The organism is Paenibacillus sp. CFBP 13594, assembly GCF_014842675.1.
Classification (GTDB): Bacteria; Bacillota; Bacilli; order Paenibacillales; family Paenibacillaceae; genus Paenibacillus; species Paenibacillus amylolyticus_B.
Genome location: NZ_JACYVQ010000018.1, coordinates 1 through 15174 on the forward strand (window position 1 = coordinate 1; position 15174 = coordinate 15174).

The window sequence follows — 15174 nt, forward strand, 5'->3', positions numbered from 1 at the left end:
CCAGTCGATTCAAGCCAAGGCTTGTCTCAACTTTCGCGTTCATTCTGCAAGCAGAATGTTTACTCACTCGTTGTTCAGTTTTCAAAGATCAAACATTCAATTTAGTGCTGTTTTTCATGTTGTCGTCGTTTCAGCGGCGACTTTTATAATATATCATGTTGAAGTTCTCTTTGCAAGCATTATTTTTTCGATTATTTTCAATCGCATTATTTTCATGCTCGTTTCGGTGAACCGCTCCTAAAAAAGGAACGAAAATTAATTTACCATATGAAATTAGAAAGGTCAACCCTTTTTCGACAAAAAGTATGATCTCCTTAACAATTTCACATTCGCATGGTTCAGAGGTACAGCACCCGCTATTAAGAGCCGCACCTCACTTCCACTACTGTAAAACGAATATATGACCAGCTTCAGCATTATGGCTTCGACTTTTTCAGCTTCCCACCTCTTGCATACTTGGACAACTCTTTGGGCGGGGCAAAGCGTGCATACATGCGGAACACAGTCTTATATCGGCTCGCGATAGCATATTTGATCTCTTGGTCAAGACGATTATCACTCAGATCGAACAGCATTTCATCTAATTCTTTACGCAGCACATAGTCTAGTTCCTTGCATTCCTTCTCGTTAAACAACATACCCAGCATTAGAGTTCTCCTTTTTGTGCATAGCCTCTTTATCACACTTACACAAGTTTCATGCAACACCCCGTTCATTCGCTTTTGTGAGTGCTGCTGGAACCCGTTTTATTGTTATGGTCAACTTTCTGAAAATTTATGAATGCCAACCAGCACAAAGTTTTATCCTCTCACCAGAGTATACGTAAGTGTGCTTTCGATGATGGCTGCAACAAGAAGCAAGATGACAACCCAGAAGGATGCCGTTAACGTCCTATTCATGAATGCTCTCCACCGGGTACCCATCGTATTTCTCTTATCACTTCCAAGTTGCCCAAGGCTTTTGATAACCAGACCACCAAACTTCAGTCCGAAGGCGCAAGCAATAATAATGACCGGAATCTCAATAATGCCATGCGGAAGTAAACCTTTAACCACAATGTCATAGAAGCTTGCTCCATAATTCATCGTGGTGTGCACAACAAATCCAAGGACCATCCCATTGATCAGCAGGAAGATGACAGGCAGAATTCCGAAGAATATACCGGCATAGATGACAAGTACACTTTTGATGGCATTATTGAAAAAGATAAACAGGAGGAAGTTCCACTGCACATTGCCCCCCTGTTCCAGCCGTTCACTGACTTCACGTAATCCTCCAATTTGGTTCAATAACAGTTCTTCCAGTGGCCCTGTACTCACCCATCCCGCCCCTATACCAACAGCAAATAAAACTACGGACCACATTAATGCACTGCGGATGGAACCAAGATCTCTAAGAAATGTACTGAATTTTAACATAATAACCTCCTGTAGAATCTAAAATGATGGACAAACAAGGATCAGTGACGAATAACTGGGCAGTACGAGCATACATTGGAGAGTAAACAAGCATTTCTTATGGGAGAGGGGCGCTTATTGAAATGAACTCGTTCTATGTATTTAGCGGCAAAAAGATTAAACGGTACCTGATTGTCCTCGTTGCTGCAATCTTTGCGATCGGTATTATCTATCTGGAGAGAGGCAATGTCTCCGTATTCTCGGAGGAAGCACCATCAGCCGTCTACAGCGTTCCAACCGAGAAGAAGGTAATCGCACTTACCTTTGACATTAGCTGGGGGGATAAACGGACAGAGCCGATTCTGAAAGTTCTTCAGGAGAATAAAGTGCAGAAGGCAACCTTTTTCCTTTCCTCCCCCTGGAGCAAGACACACCCCGAAATTGTTACTGCCATCAAAGAGGCAGGATATGAAATTGGCAGCCATGGTCATAGACATGAGAACTACAGCAGCCTGACTGAGGAAGAAATTCGCAAAGAAATTTCGACAGCTCATAGCATTTTAACCGATTTAACGGGAAAAGAACCGAAATTACTACGTCTGCCCAACGGGGACTTTGACAAGCGAGTGCTTCAGGTAGCCAATAGTCTGAATTATCAGGTTGTGCAGTGGGATACCGACTCCTTGGATTGGAAAAACCCTGGTGTACAGACCATTGTTGATCGTGTGGTAAGCAAGGCCCATCCAGGGGACATCGTACTGCTGCATGCAAGCGATTCTTCCAAACAAACGCATGAAGCACTCCCTGTCATTATCGACAAATTGAAAAACCAGGGCTATGAATTCGTAACTGTGTCTGAGTTGCTTAACCATTCCAGTGTGGAAGGTAAGGAAGTTCGTGATCAAGCCAGCGGTCAATAATTGGTAGATTGCTTGGGCTACAGCTCAAATACGAGTGTAAAAGTTGAAAAGAGCTAACCAGGTTAGCTCTTTTTGGTATGTTTTTTATACAAAATGAATTCTATGCTCGGCTTTCTTTCAACTGTTCTGCCTTTCCACTTACATTCCGGTTCGTAGATACATCCACCAGCCTGTGCAATATCAGCATTTGGTATGCATTACATAGGAGCAAGGGAACCACAATAAATATGGTTGCCGCATTCACATCAATACGTAATACGCCGATCGTCTCCACTATGGTGACGGCAATCATGAAAAAGAGTGTAGGTACAAGCGCGGAGATATGAGTCAGCTTTACTTTAACGTAAGCGGTAACAATTGCAGCTGCCAAAATAATGATTCCCAACACAATATCCGATATACGCTCCCGGTCTCCCCCAACAAACAAACGTAAAAACATCACGTCAAGCAGGGCTAACACCGTCAGTACAATCTGCACGATCTGCCAACCGCGCTTTGGAAATACACCTTTACCCATATAATTCAATATCAGATATGCAAAGAAACCCATTTGTGAATACACGCTGATCATAACCCCTGATCCAAATAGGATCAAAAGATACAGAAGAAAATCATTTAATCCATTTGTTTTCTCCCCGTTCACCAGCATCATAATCAATCCTGTACCCAATGCTCCCGCGGCCCCAATAAGCAAGGCTGTCCAAAACAGGAAAAACCATCTACGTAAATTCAAAAGTTTTCCACCCCCGAGTGTTTATTTTACCAACCTTCTCAGCAAAAAACCATCATTGCTCAACATATTTCCCCCTTTCCCATCACATACTACATCCAGTATCTAATCAAGGAGGGATTGTACACATGAAACGGCCTTTGTGGCAGCTATGCTGTGTCGTACTGGGGCTATCCGTCATGCTTGCCGGCTGCGGTTCAGATCAGAGTTCTTCGCCTCCTCAGGGCAGTTATAAAGAGATGAAAACAATGGTTGTAGATATTTTGAAAAGTGACGAAGGCAAGAAAGCGGTGGAGGAAGCTCTTACAGGTCAAAGCTCATCCAGCGGAAGCAGCGGTTCTGAAGAAGGTGGCGGTTCGGGTGGTGCTTCGGGATCCATTGGTATGAAAATGTTAATGCCTGTGCAATCTTCGGAACAAATACGTATTGCAGTAAAAGATACCATCACAGCTCCCGAATATAAGAAGGAATTCGAAAAGATCATGACTGATCCGCAGTTTGCGGGTGAATTTGCCAAAGCGATCAACGCACAAAGTAAACAACTTCATATGCAATTGATTAAAGATCCCACATATCAAAAGTCTGTTGAAGACATCATGAAGTCACCTGAGGTATCCAAGATGTTCATGGATTTGACGAAGACTCCGGATTATCGCAAACAAACGATGACTGTCATGCAGGAAGTGATGCAAAATCCGTTGTTCCGAATGGAAGTACTCACTTTGCTCAAGAAGGTAGTGCAGGACGAATTGCAACCCAAAGTAGAAAGTGGCGGACAAAAAGGGCAAGAGCAAGGTGGACAGCAAGACGGTCAGGGCGAAGGTGGTGGTGGTGGTGATGGCGGAGATGGTGGAAGCAGTGGAGATTCGGGCGGCGGATCATAAACAGTAGGTGTTAATACGCACCAAAGATACTGAAAAGCCTGCATCCAAATGGACGCAGGCTTTTATTGTATTTATAACACTCATACCATTAGAATTTGGATTCAATGGACCGGGCAACTTCATCGTAGATAGCCCCTATACGGGAATCTGCTTTGTAAACCGAAGGTGAGAAATCAGGCTCGGAAGGATGATTATCCGGCGTGCCTAATGGAATCTGGGCAAGCAGGCTTGTATGCAGACTTTCCGCAAGTCTCCCCCCGCCACCACGACCAAAGACATAATCTTTCTCTCCGCAACTGCCACACTCATAATAAGCCATATTCTCAACAACACCGAGCAACTCATGATCGGTCTGAATGGCCATCGCACCCGCTCGGGCTGCGACAAAAGCTGCCGTTGCATGCGGCGTGGTAACGATGATTTCCTTGCTCTGTGGCAACATCTGATGCACATCCAAAGCAACATCTCCCGTACCTGGTGGCAAATCCAGTAATACATAATCCAATTCGCCCCACTGGACATCCGTAAAGAATTGACGCAGCATCCGACCTAGCATGGGTCCACGCCAGATTACCGGGTTGTTCTCCCGAATAAAGAAGCCCATCGACATGACTTTGACGCCAAAACGTTCAACTGGTTGAATAACACCATCTTCAACGACCGGATATTCTTCAATCCCCATCATGTCGGGTACACTGAAGCCATAGATATCCGCATCAATTAAGCCTACTTTTTTACCTTGACGTGCCAAGGCTACAGCGAGATTAACGGTTACCGTTGATTTACCAACGCCACCTTTACCACTGGCCACAGCAATAAAACGAACACCTGATTCAGGACTTAACAGCTCATGTCCATCCAGACCCGCTGCGTGACCTTTTACGAGCACTTCGTCCCGATCTGGCTCATTATCGGGTTGTCCCATATTCAGGCTCTCACGATCATGCTCAGAAGCTGCACGTACACGAATATGTACATCCTTCATTCCGTGCTGGGACAACAGATTACGCGCTGCATCACTCAAGGCTGTTGTATCCTCAGGTCGATTTTCCAGTGTCACTATGGTCAGAGCCACATGATTTTCTTTCACCATAATATCTCGAACCCATTCCAGTTCGGTCAGACTTACTCCCAATTGCGGTTCTTGTAATGGCTGTAATAGTTCAAGTATCTGTTCTTTTGATAACATCAGACAGCACCTCAGCTTTATCTATTGGCATGTAATTAGGTATGCTGATCCAATTATATCATTACCTTTCTTGTTCTGACTAACTTTTAGGCCGTTCTCCTGAGGAATATCTGAGAATTCCATTATAGATTGAAGCAGCTACCTTGCGCTGATAAGCTTCGTCGGCAAGCATACGTGCCTCTTCCGGATGAGAAAGGAAACCCACTTCTACCAGCGCTGAAGGGATCTTCAGAGCCTGTAACAGATAAACCGTATTCACCGTTTTGGCGATTCGATCTGTATTCTCCAGATTACGAACCATCTCTTGTTGAAGCAGATTAGCCAAACCTTCGTTATCCGGATGGTTAGTTGTATAGAAAACCTGAGCTCCACTCCATCGGTTGGAAGGGACACTGTTCATGTGAATGCTAATAAAGAGATCTGCTTGCTTATCCTCTATCCGCCGTACTCTTTGTTTCAGATCTTCCGTCTTGCGTTTGGAGTACCCCTTGGTGTCCGATTCCGCCAAATCAGTGTCTATTTCTCGTGTCATCACCACTAAGGCCCCTGCCTGTTGCAAATAATCTCTCACATACAGGGCGATAGACAGGTTGATATCTTTTTCAATAACCCCCTGTTTACTTACCGCTCCTCCATCTGGACCTCCGTGTCCTGCATCAATGGCAATGACTTTACCCGCCATCGGCAAACTCCAATAACCTGAAGTCTTAGCGGACGGCAGTTCATAGGACATTACCGCCACTAACATGGCCAGCAGACAGAGACTCAGCATGACCCTTTTGATTGTTTTTAGCCTAACCCAGACTACAAAGTGTTTCCCCATATTTTTACGCATAAAAAAACCACCTCGTCCCTATAAATGACTCTAATCATCTATATGGGACAAGATGGACAAATATACCGCTAGGACCGGACTTGCTCCGCCATTCCTTCAATCAGCACCTCAGCTACTTCAGGACGTGTAAATTCAGGTGGAGGGCACTGGCCGTCACGGAGCAACCCGCGTACTTTGGTGCCGGAAAGCGCCATATGATGTTCTTTATCATGTGGGCAAGTTTTGCTGGATGCCATGTTTCCACATTTAGTACAGAAGAAACTATGTTCGAAGAACAACGGAGTGATCCCCAGTTCCTCTGCTGTAAAGTTAGTAAAGATCTCCTGTGCTTCATATGTTCCATAATAATCACCAACACCCGCATGGTCACGACCAACAATAAAGTGGGTACACCCATAATTTTTACGAACCATCGCATGAAAAATAGCTTCACGTGGACCGGCATACCGCATGGCTGCGGGGAACACACCAAGAAACGCACGATCAGCCGGGTAATAGTTCTCCAGTAATACCAGATAACTCTTCATCCGAACATCTGCGGGAACATCGTCCGACTTCGTCTCTCCAACAAGCGGATTCAGGAAGAGCGCGTCTACAATCTCCATAGCGCTCTTCTGGATGTACTCATGTGCCCGATGGACCGGATTACGTGTCTGAAAACCAACTACCGTCTTCCAACCCTTCTCCTGAAAAATCTTCCGGGTATCTGCAGGATCATAATAGAATTCTTCGAATTTCGCAGGTTTTGGACGGTTCAACACTTGGATTGGACCTCCTACGTATGTTGCAGGACGCTCCAACAGTTTTTTAACACCCGGGTGCTCGGGATCATCTGTTTTGAATACACGCCGGGCTTCTTCACCCTGATCCACCTGGTATATACTTTGGACTTCGAGCAGTCCATAAGTGACTCCATCTTGATCACCAACAAGTTTCACACGTCCACCAATTTGGAGGGATGCCGCTTGTTTATCGTCAACAGCAAGTGTGATTGGTATACTCCAGACTGTTCCATCCGCGAGACGCATGCGAGACACCACCGAAAGGTAATCTTCCTCATTCAAGAAACCTTCAAGTGGTGAGAACGCACCTACACCGATTAGATCCAAATCTGATATCGTCCAGGTATTAATAAGCAAAGTAGATAAGTTTTTACTGTCTTGCAACAATTGCTCCCGTTCTTCTCCTTGTACGATACGCTGAACCAACGTACCTCCATGAGGCAGAATCGATGTCATCTTGTCAGCTCCTTGTATATCTATTATTTATGAAGGCCACATTCCGTTTTATCATTACCAGACCAGCGTCCGGCACGTGGGTCCTCTCCAGGCATAACTTGACGTGTGCAATGCTCACAACCAATACTTGGGTAGTTCTGATCATGAAGAGGGTTATATACAACGTTATTGTCACGAATATATTGCCATACATCCTCCGTCGTCCAGTGCGCAATTGGATTAAACTTCATAAGACCGAATTTAGAATCATATTCAACCTTTTTCGAGTTGGCACGTGTTGGTGCTTGATCTCTACGAATACCTGTAATCCATGCATCATACTGAGAAAGAATACGTGTTAACGGTTCGACTTTGCGAATGTTACAGCACCCATTGGGATCAGACTTCCACAACTCTTCACCGTGTTGTGCTGCCTGTTCTTCCGGAGTAATCTTAGGTGACACGCGTACAAATTCAAGATTGTAGTTCTCCTGCATCTTATCACGTGTTTCGTATGTTTCTTTAAAGTGAAAATCTGTATCCAGATAAAAAATATCCGTGGATGGGCTGATCTTCTGCAACATATCTACAAGTACAACATCTTCTGCACCAAAGCTGCATGCAAAAGTGATATTTGGGAATGTTTCAATAGCATACCGAATAATATCCTCTGGACTGGCGTGTTCCAGTTCCTCTGCCTTCGTCCGTGCCAAGTCTTCTTTCTCCAACAAGTTCATCTGTGAATTTCCCCCATTCTGCATTTCAATATACCTTAAAGCCGACTAAACTAATATGAATTATGTTTAGTATAAATCTTTCATTGCGGATGTCAATGCCTGCCATATGGTAAAATAAATCATTTTCTGCCCATTTTTGATCGTCGCTTTTACACAATATTTTGGTTCAATTTATCCACTTCTCTGTTAATGAGATAAAAACAATGATGTTAGCCCAGGTCATTAGGCAGGTAAAAAAACATCTCTTAGCCTTGGAAACCTTTGCTGTTACTGGGTTTGGACAGTCCTTATCGCAAAGAACAGCATCAAAAAATCACTGGGCGACTGAAGATGAAGGAAGAAAAGCTAAAGTTTTAAGAGGAGCAGCATTGCGACTTTTAGCGGTTGATATGTAAGGGACTTTTATCGTTTCCATAAGAAATACTGATGAGACTTACAGTAAAGAATAAAGTGCAAAAACAATAAGCCGAGTACATTCAAGAAATCCGGCGTGAGTTCGAAGCGATGATTTTATAGGAGCTGTTATAGAATGTGTGGTGAGCGATGGGTATGAGCATATTCAAAGATCTAAACGATCAGAGGGTTTCAGTATGATGTAGATGTATTAACGTACATATTATAGGACTGTATTGAGGGAAATTAAGAGAGCATTGAAATGGCATTGAAGGAAATAAGCAAGCATGGGGAGAGACATCAGAGCTACCACACAAACTAATATAATATATGGCGTAATAGTCATGAATATATAAAAAAGCCTTTGACCGAGGCCAAAGGCTTTTAATATTAACGTTTGGAGAACTGAGGTGCGCGACGAGCCGCTTTAAGACCGTATTTTTTACGCTCTTTCATACGTGGGTCACGAGTCAGGAATCCTGCTTTTTTCAGGGATGCACGGTATTCCGGATCTGCTTTGAGCAGAGCGCGGGAGATACCATGACGGATTGCGCCGGCTTGACCGGAAATTCCGCCACCATGAGCGATAACAAGAACGTCATAGTTGTTGAGCGTTTCTGTCAAGTTCAGTGGTTGTTTTACGATCAGTTTGAGTGTTTCCAAACCGAAGTATTCATTAATATCACGTTTATTGATGACAATGCGTCCTTCACCCGGTACAAGGCGAACACGTGCTACCGAATGTTTACGACGACCTGTCCCATAGTATTGTACTTGTGCCATGAAACTGTCCTCCTTTTAATTAACCGCGAAGTTCGTAAACTTCTGGTTTTTGTGCTGCATGTGGATGCTCAGTGCCTCTGTACGCTTTAAGTCTCAACTTCATTTTCTCGCCCATGCGAGTTTTAGGAAGCATACCGCGAACAGCCAATTCCAACATACGCTCAGGTTTGTTTTTAACCATCTCTTCAGCTGTAGTTACTTTCAAACCACCTGGGTGCATTGAGTGACGGTAGTATTTTTTACCTTGCATTTTCTTACCAGTCAATACGATTTTCTCAGCATTGATGATAACAACGAAATCGCCAGTGTCCACATGTGGAGTGAATTGTGGCTTGTGTTTGCCGCGAATCAAAGCTGCTGCTTCGCTCGCCAAACGTCCGAGGGTTTTGCCTTCAGCATCAATGATGTGCCATTGGCGCTCAACTTCGTTAGGCTTCGCCATGTACGTAGTACGCATGAAAAGTTCCTCCTTAAAATGTTCAAAATCATCATTTTCATTTATCTTCGTTCGTTAAGTTATAACTTTAGGTGTTGATGGATTGTAAATTTGATGTGGACCTCTTAATTGGGGCTGTGGGAAAGCCATTAAGAAAACACAACTTTTATATTACATGATAGGCGATTAAATCGCAAGTGTTAATTAAGCTTTTCACTCACCAAATTTAATCTTTTTTGTATTCAAGATCCCAGAGCATTAAACCGCAGCTAACTGCAGTAGGTCCTGCAGCAGATCGATTACATGCAGCAATCATATTTGGTACATCAGAGGCTTTCCGTTTGCCCTCTCCGATCTCCAGCAGTGTCCCTACAATGATACGAACCATATGCTGCAAAAAGCCGTTACCACTCACATAAATGTGAATGACACCCTGATCGCGCGGATGGTCTCTGCACATTGATCGGTCCACTTCCATCCATGCTTCGTACACCGAACGGACATGATTCTCTTTCTGAGACTTCCGTGAAGCAAAAGAGGTAAAATCATACGTCCCTATGAAATGTCGTAAGCCCTCCTGCATTGCCATAATATCAAGCTTCGCATGATGATGATATTGCAGTCTTCTGTTGAATACATCCGGAAATTGATTCGCATTGACTGTATAACGATACGTTTTCTTTTTCGCTGCATAGCGAGAATGAAATTCAGCCGAAACTTCAATCGCATCAATAACGACAATATCGGAGGGTAATCTGGAGTTGAGTGCAATACACCAACGTTCAATCGGGATCTGGGACTCCGTAGGAAAATTGAAGATTTGTCTGCGGGCGTGAACACCTGCATCTGTTCGGCCTGAACCTGTAATTTTAACCTTCTCACCGGTTAAAGCACGAATCGCATCTTCAAGATGATCCTGAATGGTATTCCCACCCGGCTGTACTTGGAAGCCGAAATAGGCAGTGCCATCATAAGTTAACGTCATACATAAGTTCCGCATTATTACCACACCTTTGTTCCATACTATACATATCCCTATCCCGAACAGCAAAAGAAGCCCCTTACGGAGCTTCTATTACAGCACGAATTCCGAAATGAAGAGAAAAAAAGGGTTAATCCAGAATCGTTGATTCTGTCCCCTTTCCTCATCTCATCTGTTTTACGCGCGGTCTACCAGTTCCAAGTAAACCATTGGCGCTGCGTCACCACGACGAGGTCCCAGTTTCAAGATACGAGTGTATCCACCTGGACGCTCAGCGTAACGACCGGACAATTCGCTAAACAGTTTTTGGATTGCATCTTGCTCACCATCGATAGTTTCGCGGCGAACATAAGCTGCCACTTGGCGACGGGCATGAAGATCTCCCTTTTTCGCTTTAGTGATCAGTTTTTCAGCAATAGAGCGAACCTCTTTTGCTTTCGCTTCAGTTGTCTGAATGCGTTCGTATAAGAACAGGTCGGTTACCAGGTCACGGAACAAAGCTTTACGTGCGCTGGAATTACGGCCCAACTTTTGGTATGCCATTGTTTTCCCTCCTTCACTTCAAGCACTCGGCTGTCTATTCTTCTGTACGTAGTCCCAAACCAAGTTCCTCAAGCTTCTCTTGAACTTCTTCCAAAGACTTGCGTCCGAGGTTACGGACTTTCATCATGTCTTCTTCCGTTTTCGTAGTCAGCTCTTGCACGGTATTAATACCGGCACGTTTGAGGCAGTTGTAGGAACGAACAGAGAGATCCAGCTCTTCGATCGTCATTTCGAGTACTTTTTCTTTTTTGTCTTCTTCTTTTTCGACCATGATCTCTGCATCTTTCGCTTCGTCTGTAAGACCCACGAAGAGCATCAAATGCTCAGTCAAAATTTTAGCGCCGAGGCTTACAGCCTCTTCAGGACGAATACTTCCATCAGTCCAAACTTCCAACGTGAGCTTGTCATAGTTGGTCACTTGACCGACACGCGTATTTTCCACAGCGTAGTTAACGCGACTGATCGGGGTGAAGATGGAATCGACTGGGATGACGCCGATCGGCTGGTCATCGCGTTTATTCCGATCTGCCTGGACGTAGCCGCGACCGCGATTGGCAAAAATACGCATGTGAAGTCTCGAACCTGGTCCGAGCGTAGCGATGTGTAAATCCGGGTTAAGGATTTCCACATCGGAGTCAGCACGGATATCTCCAGCCGTAATTGCTCCTTCGCCTTCAGCATCAATCTCGAGCACTTTCTCCTCGTCTGAATGAATCTTAAGCGACAAAGCTTTCAGGTTAAGAATAACCTCCGTTACATCTTCCATTACGCCAGGAACTGTAGCAAATTCATGCAGAACGCCATCGATTTGAACCGAAGACACTGCCGCACCCGGCAGTGACGAGAGCAAGATTCGGCGAAGCGAGTTTCCAAGCGTCGTACCGTATCCGCGCTCAAGCGGTTCTACTACGAATTTCCCATAGGTGCCATCATCGTTGACGTCTACCGTCTCAATTTTCGGCTTTTCGATTTCAATCACTGCAATACCCCTCCTTCAAAACGTCGGTCCTCTATGAAACATTTACCTTCTCTTGCGAAAACATGTAGTAGTATGCCTAAACAACCATTATTAGCAGATTGTGCCGGAAATATACCACACGCAGGGGCAAATCTCATTAGACACGACGACGTTTTGGAGGACGGCATCCGTTATGCGGGACTGGAGTTACGTCTTTGATCAGGTTAACTTCCAGACCAGCAGCTTGCAAAGAGCGGATCGCTGCTTCACGGCCTGCGCCTGGTCCTTTAACCATAACCTCAACGGCTTTCATCCCATGTTCCATTGCAGCTTTGGCAGCAGTCTCAGCAGCCATTTGTGCAGCAAACGGAGTCGATTTACGGGAACCTCTGAATCCGAGGCCGCCGGAGCTTGCCCACGAAATTGCGTTTCCGTGAGGATCCGTAATAGTAACGATAGTGTTATTGAAAGTGGAACGGATATGCGCCACGCCAGATTCAATATTCTTACGGTCACGACGTTTAGTACGTACGACTTTTTTCGGTTTAGCCATTTTCTCTTATCCCCCCTTATTATTTCTTCTTGTTCGCTACTGTACGACGAGGACCTTTACGAGTACGAGCATTCGTTTTCGTACGTTGTCCACGAACAGGCAGACCACGACGATGACGAACTCCACGGTAACAACCGATCTCCGTCAAACGTTTAATATTCAAAGAGATTTCTCGACGCAGGTCACCTTCTACTTTGACCTCTTTATCGATACTTTCACGCAATTTGCTGACTTCATCTTCCGTCAAATCACGAACACGAGTGTCCGGATTGATGCCTGTTGTGCTCAGAATTTTCTGGGAAGTCGTTTTACCGATTCCGAAAATATAAGTCAAGGCGATCTCAACGCGCTTATCACGTGGCAAATCCACACCAGATATACGTGCCATTTTACGCTACACCCCCTTCTTTAACCTTGTTTTTGTTTGTGTTTCGGATTTTCACAGATAACCATAACATTCCCTTTGCGGCGAATGACTTTGCACTTTTCGCAAATCGGCTTGACCGAAGGTCTTACCTTCATGTGAATTACCTCCTCAAAGTTTTGCTAAGCAAAACCCTCTTCGTAAGCATTGACCTTGTTCTACTATTGTAAAACCGGCTTCGAAGCTTTCGCAAGTTTTGCCGGGCAAAACCCGCTACATAAGCTTCACAGTTCATTGCAACTGTCTACTACTATTTACGGTAAGTTATGCGACCTTTTGTTAAATCATAAGGCGACAACTGAACAACTACTTTGTCTCCAGTCAGGATACGGATAAAGTGCATCCGCAGTTTTCCGGAAACGTGAGCGAGAATTTGATGACCGTTCTCAAGCTCAACCTTGAATGTTGCATTCGGTAGCGGTTCGAGAACCGTACCTTCCACTTCAATGACATCTTCCTTAGCCATTAGTCAGTCTCCTTTCTCTTCAGCTTGAATGTTGGTGGATTCCAGAAATGAATGAACCGCGTAACGGAGCTTTCCATTTGTCACCCGACCACTCTCGTTTAAACTGTTCACAACCTCGCTGCTAATCATGGGCTGGAGCTCAAGATGAAGAAGATTCTTCTTCTTTGGTTGATCAAACTTACGTTTGTCTCCATCCGCAATATATACGAACTTACCGTCCGCTATAGCAACAATTACTGCGGCTTGGTCCGCATTGCGGCCTTTACGGATCTTCACAAGTTGACCGAGCTGCGGATTAGACTGACTGTTCATGCCTCATCACCTACGCATTCAGTTTCGTGAAAATTTCCATACCATCTGGTGTAACTGCTACGGTGTGTTCAAAGTGTGCACATAACTTACCATCAACCGTGACGACAGTCCAGTTATCTTCCAACGTTTTCACATACCGTCTACCTACGTTAACCATCGGCTCTATGGCCAGCACCATGCCCGCTTTAAGCCGTGGTCCCCGATCGGGAAGACCATAGTTCGGAATCTGTGGTTCTTCATGCAGATCTGCGCCTATGCCGTGACCGACATATTCACGAACTACGGAGAACCCTTCATCTTCAATATATTTCTGAATCGCATGAGATATTGTAAACAAGCGAACGTCCGGTTTTACCAGCGACAGACCTGCGTATAACGAAGCCTCGGTAACGTCCAGAAGACGACGGGCTTCTTCGGAAATACGGCCGACTGGATAAGTCCAGGCGGAATCTCCATGATACTCCTGGTACTGCGCGCCAATGTCAAACGTAACGATATCGCCCTCGTTCAACTTGCGTTTGCCGGGAAATCCATGTACCAACTCTTCATTGACTGAAGCGCACACACTGGCAGGGAAACCGTTATAACCTTTGAAAGACGGCACAGCCCCTTGACTGCGGATATATTGATCAGCCATATGGTCAAGTTCTCCAGTCGTAATACCGGGAGCGATATGCTCTGCCAAGAGACGATGCGTTTCCGCAACAATTCTCCCTGCTTCCCTCATCAAGCCCAGTTCCGTTTCGGACTTACCAATGATCATCAATTAACCTCTCAGTAAGGACACGATTTCTTGAGAAACTTGATCGATATCCTGTTCTCCGTTCATTTGACGAAGAAGACCTTTAGTCTCATAGAACGTGAGGAGTGGTGCTGTTTTGTTGATATACTCGTCCAGTCGTGTACCTACACTCTCTTCATTATCATCAGAGCGTTGATACAACTCACCAGCGCATCTATCACAAATACCTTCCTGCTTAGGCGGATTGAATACCACATGATAAGTGGAACCACAGTTTTTACAAATTCGACGACCCGTCAAACGAGCGAGCAATTTGTTGCGATCCACTTTCAGGTTGATTACATGATCGAGACCTGAGTTCAATCGATCCAGAATGCCATCGAGCGCTTCTGCTTGGGAAAGGGTTCTTGGAAATCCGTCCAAGAGGAAACCTTCTCTGCAGTCAGGCTGCTGCAAACGTTCTTCAACGATGCCAATGGTTACATCATCTGGTACAAGCAATCCTTGATCCATATATTCCTTGGCTTTCATGCCAATGGGAGTTCCCTGTTTGATCGCGAGACGAAATGCATCGCCTGTTGAAATATGGGGAATACCGAACTCTTTCACGATGACGTCTGCTTGCGTTCCTTTTCCTGCCCCCGGAGGGCCCATGAATAGGATGTTCACGTTA

At 44.9% G+C, this 15174-nt stretch carries 23 protein-coding genes; 4 read left to right on the forward strand and 19 right to left on the reverse strand.

The window, feature by feature from the left end; translation table 11 throughout:
* On the forward strand, nucleotides 1–241 hold a 241-nt coding region (locus IFU39_RS32695; RefSeq protein WP_206759606.1), incomplete at its 5' end, for a hypothetical protein.
* Between the two features lie 175 nt (nucleotides 242–416).
* Here IFU39_RS32695 and IFU39_RS31085 read toward each other — a convergent pair.
* Together IFU39_RS31085 and IFU39_RS31090 are read right to left on the reverse strand one after the other, a co-directional pair.
* On the reverse strand, nucleotides 417–647 hold the full coding sequence (locus tag IFU39_RS31085) for a hypothetical protein (RefSeq protein WP_017692114.1): 231 nt from the start codon (nucleotides 645–647) through the stop codon (nucleotides 417–419).
* Nucleotides 648–800: 153 nt separating this feature from the next.
* Nucleotides 801–1418 carry a stage II sporulation protein M gene (locus tag IFU39_RS31090; RefSeq protein WP_192136404.1) on the reverse strand — a complete coding sequence of 206 codons (618 nt, stop codon included), beginning with the start codon at nucleotides 1416–1418 and terminating at the stop codon, nucleotides 801–803.
* A 122-nt stretch (nucleotides 1419–1540) separates the two neighbouring features.
* Between IFU39_RS31090 and pdaB the strand changes: the two genes are divergently transcribed.
* On the forward strand, nucleotides 1541–2317 hold the full coding sequence (gene pdaB, locus IFU39_RS31095; RefSeq protein ID WP_036607219.1) for a polysaccharide deacetylase family sporulation protein PdaB: 777 nt from the start codon (nucleotides 1541–1543) through the stop codon (nucleotides 2315–2317).
* 100 nt (nucleotides 2318–2417) lie between these two features.
* Here the strand turns inward: pdaB and IFU39_RS31100 are convergent, their stop codons facing one another.
* Nucleotides 2418–3050: a KinB-signaling pathway activation protein gene (locus IFU39_RS31100; RefSeq protein WP_091020551.1), complete on the reverse strand. Its 633-nt coding sequence runs from the start codon at nucleotides 3048–3050 to the stop codon at nucleotides 2418–2420.
* Nucleotides 3051–3175: 125 nt separating this feature from the next.
* Here IFU39_RS31100 and gerD point away from each other — a divergent pair, with 125 nt between their 5' ends.
* Nucleotides 3176–3931: a spore germination lipoprotein GerD gene (gerD, locus tag IFU39_RS31105; protein WP_091020549.1), complete on the forward strand. Its 756-nt coding sequence runs from the start codon at nucleotides 3176–3178 to the stop codon at nucleotides 3929–3931.
* Nucleotides 3932–4019: 88 nt separating this feature from the next.
* On the opposite strand, the gene IFU39_RS31110 is transcribed toward gerD, so the two are convergent.
* The 4 genes from IFU39_RS31110 to IFU39_RS31125 form a co-directional block, all read right to left on the reverse strand.
* The gene (locus tag IFU39_RS31110) at nucleotides 4020–5120 is read right to left on the reverse strand and encodes an Mrp/NBP35 family ATP-binding protein (protein ID WP_091020547.1); all 1101 of its coding nucleotides are present in this window, start codon (nucleotides 5118–5120) and stop codon (nucleotides 4020–4022) included.
* Between the two features lie 79 nt (nucleotides 5121–5199).
* Nucleotides 5200–5955 carry an N-acetylmuramoyl-L-alanine amidase CwlD gene (cwlD, locus tag IFU39_RS31115; RefSeq protein WP_105602464.1) on the reverse strand — a complete coding sequence of 252 codons (756 nt, stop codon included), beginning with the start codon at nucleotides 5953–5955 and terminating at the stop codon, nucleotides 5200–5202.
* Between the two features lie 68 nt (nucleotides 5956–6023).
* A complete protein-coding gene (gene sat, locus IFU39_RS31120) occupies nucleotides 6024–7193 on the reverse strand; it encodes a sulfate adenylyltransferase (protein ID WP_192136405.1) in 1170 nt (389 codons plus the stop codon).
* A 23-nt stretch (nucleotides 7194–7216) separates the two neighbouring features.
* A complete protein-coding gene (locus tag IFU39_RS31125) occupies nucleotides 7217–7909 on the reverse strand; it encodes a phosphoadenylyl-sulfate reductase (protein WP_047841119.1) in 693 nt (230 codons plus the stop codon).
* Between the two features lie 203 nt (nucleotides 7910–8112).
* Here IFU39_RS31125 and IFU39_RS31130 point away from each other — a divergent pair, with 203 nt between their 5' ends.
* Complete coding sequence (locus tag IFU39_RS31130) at nucleotides 8113–8304, forward strand: hypothetical protein (RefSeq protein WP_091020542.1); 192 nt, start codon at nucleotides 8113–8115, stop codon at nucleotides 8302–8304.
* A gap of 388 nt (nucleotides 8305–8692) precedes the next feature.
* Here IFU39_RS31130 and rpsI read toward each other — a convergent pair whose 3' ends face one another.
* The 12 genes from rpsI to IFU39_RS31190 form a co-directional block, all read right to left on the reverse strand.
* Complete coding sequence (rpsI, locus tag IFU39_RS31135; RefSeq protein WP_017692105.1) at nucleotides 8693–9085, reverse strand: 30S ribosomal protein S9; 393 nt, start codon at nucleotides 9083–9085, stop codon at nucleotides 8693–8695.
* Between the two features lie 19 nt (nucleotides 9086–9104).
* On the reverse strand, nucleotides 9105–9542 hold the full coding sequence (gene rplM / locus IFU39_RS31140; protein WP_024633564.1) for a 50S ribosomal protein L13: 438 nt from the start codon (nucleotides 9540–9542) through the stop codon (nucleotides 9105–9107).
* Nucleotides 9543–9747: 205 nt separating this feature from the next.
* Nucleotides 9748–10521 (reverse strand): tRNA pseudouridine(38-40) synthase TruA, encoded by a 774-nt coding sequence (gene truA, locus IFU39_RS31145; RefSeq protein ID WP_192136406.1) that lies wholly within the window; start codon nucleotides 10519–10521, stop codon nucleotides 9748–9750.
* A 159-nt stretch (nucleotides 10522–10680) separates the two neighbouring features.
* Nucleotides 10681–11046, reverse strand: a complete 366-nt coding sequence (gene rplQ, locus IFU39_RS31150) for a 50S ribosomal protein L17 (protein WP_017692102.1) — start codon at nucleotides 11044–11046, stop codon at nucleotides 10681–10683.
* A 34-nt stretch (nucleotides 11047–11080) separates the two neighbouring features.
* The gene (locus IFU39_RS31155; protein ID WP_017692101.1) at nucleotides 11081–12025 is read right to left on the reverse strand and encodes a DNA-directed RNA polymerase subunit alpha; all 945 of its coding nucleotides are present in this window, start codon (nucleotides 12023–12025) and stop codon (nucleotides 11081–11083) included.
* A 136-nt stretch (nucleotides 12026–12161) separates the two neighbouring features.
* Complete coding sequence (gene rpsK / locus IFU39_RS31160) at nucleotides 12162–12557, reverse strand: 30S ribosomal protein S11 (protein ID WP_017692100.1); 396 nt, start codon at nucleotides 12555–12557, stop codon at nucleotides 12162–12164.
* A 19-nt stretch (nucleotides 12558–12576) separates the two neighbouring features.
* Entirely contained in the window at nucleotides 12577–12945 is a 369-nt protein-coding gene (gene rpsM / locus IFU39_RS31165) for a 30S ribosomal protein S13 (protein ID WP_036607200.1), read from the reverse strand.
* 20 nt (nucleotides 12946–12965) lie between these two features.
* A complete protein-coding gene (gene rpmJ / locus IFU39_RS31170; RefSeq protein WP_003333770.1) occupies nucleotides 12966–13079 on the reverse strand; it encodes a 50S ribosomal protein L36 in 114 nt (37 codons plus the stop codon).
* Nucleotides 13080–13231: 152 nt separating this feature from the next.
* Nucleotides 13232–13447, reverse strand: a complete 216-nt coding sequence (gene infA, locus IFU39_RS31175) for a translation initiation factor IF-1 (RefSeq protein ID WP_017692098.1) — start codon at nucleotides 13445–13447, stop codon at nucleotides 13232–13234.
* A gap of 3 nt (nucleotides 13448–13450) precedes the next feature.
* Nucleotides 13451–13759 (reverse strand): KOW domain-containing RNA-binding protein, encoded by a 309-nt coding sequence (locus IFU39_RS31180; protein ID WP_036607194.1) that lies wholly within the window; start codon nucleotides 13757–13759, stop codon nucleotides 13451–13453.
* A 10-nt stretch (nucleotides 13760–13769) separates the two neighbouring features.
* The gene (gene map / locus IFU39_RS31185) at nucleotides 13770–14522 is read right to left on the reverse strand and encodes a type I methionyl aminopeptidase (protein ID WP_192136407.1); all 753 of its coding nucleotides are present in this window, start codon (nucleotides 14520–14522) and stop codon (nucleotides 13770–13772) included.
* A gap of 3 nt (nucleotides 14523–14525) precedes the next feature.
* Nucleotides 14526–15170, reverse strand: a complete 645-nt coding sequence (locus IFU39_RS31190) for an adenylate kinase (RefSeq protein ID WP_017692095.1) — start codon at nucleotides 15168–15170, stop codon at nucleotides 14526–14528.
* Nucleotides 15171–15174: the final 4 nt, after the last annotated feature.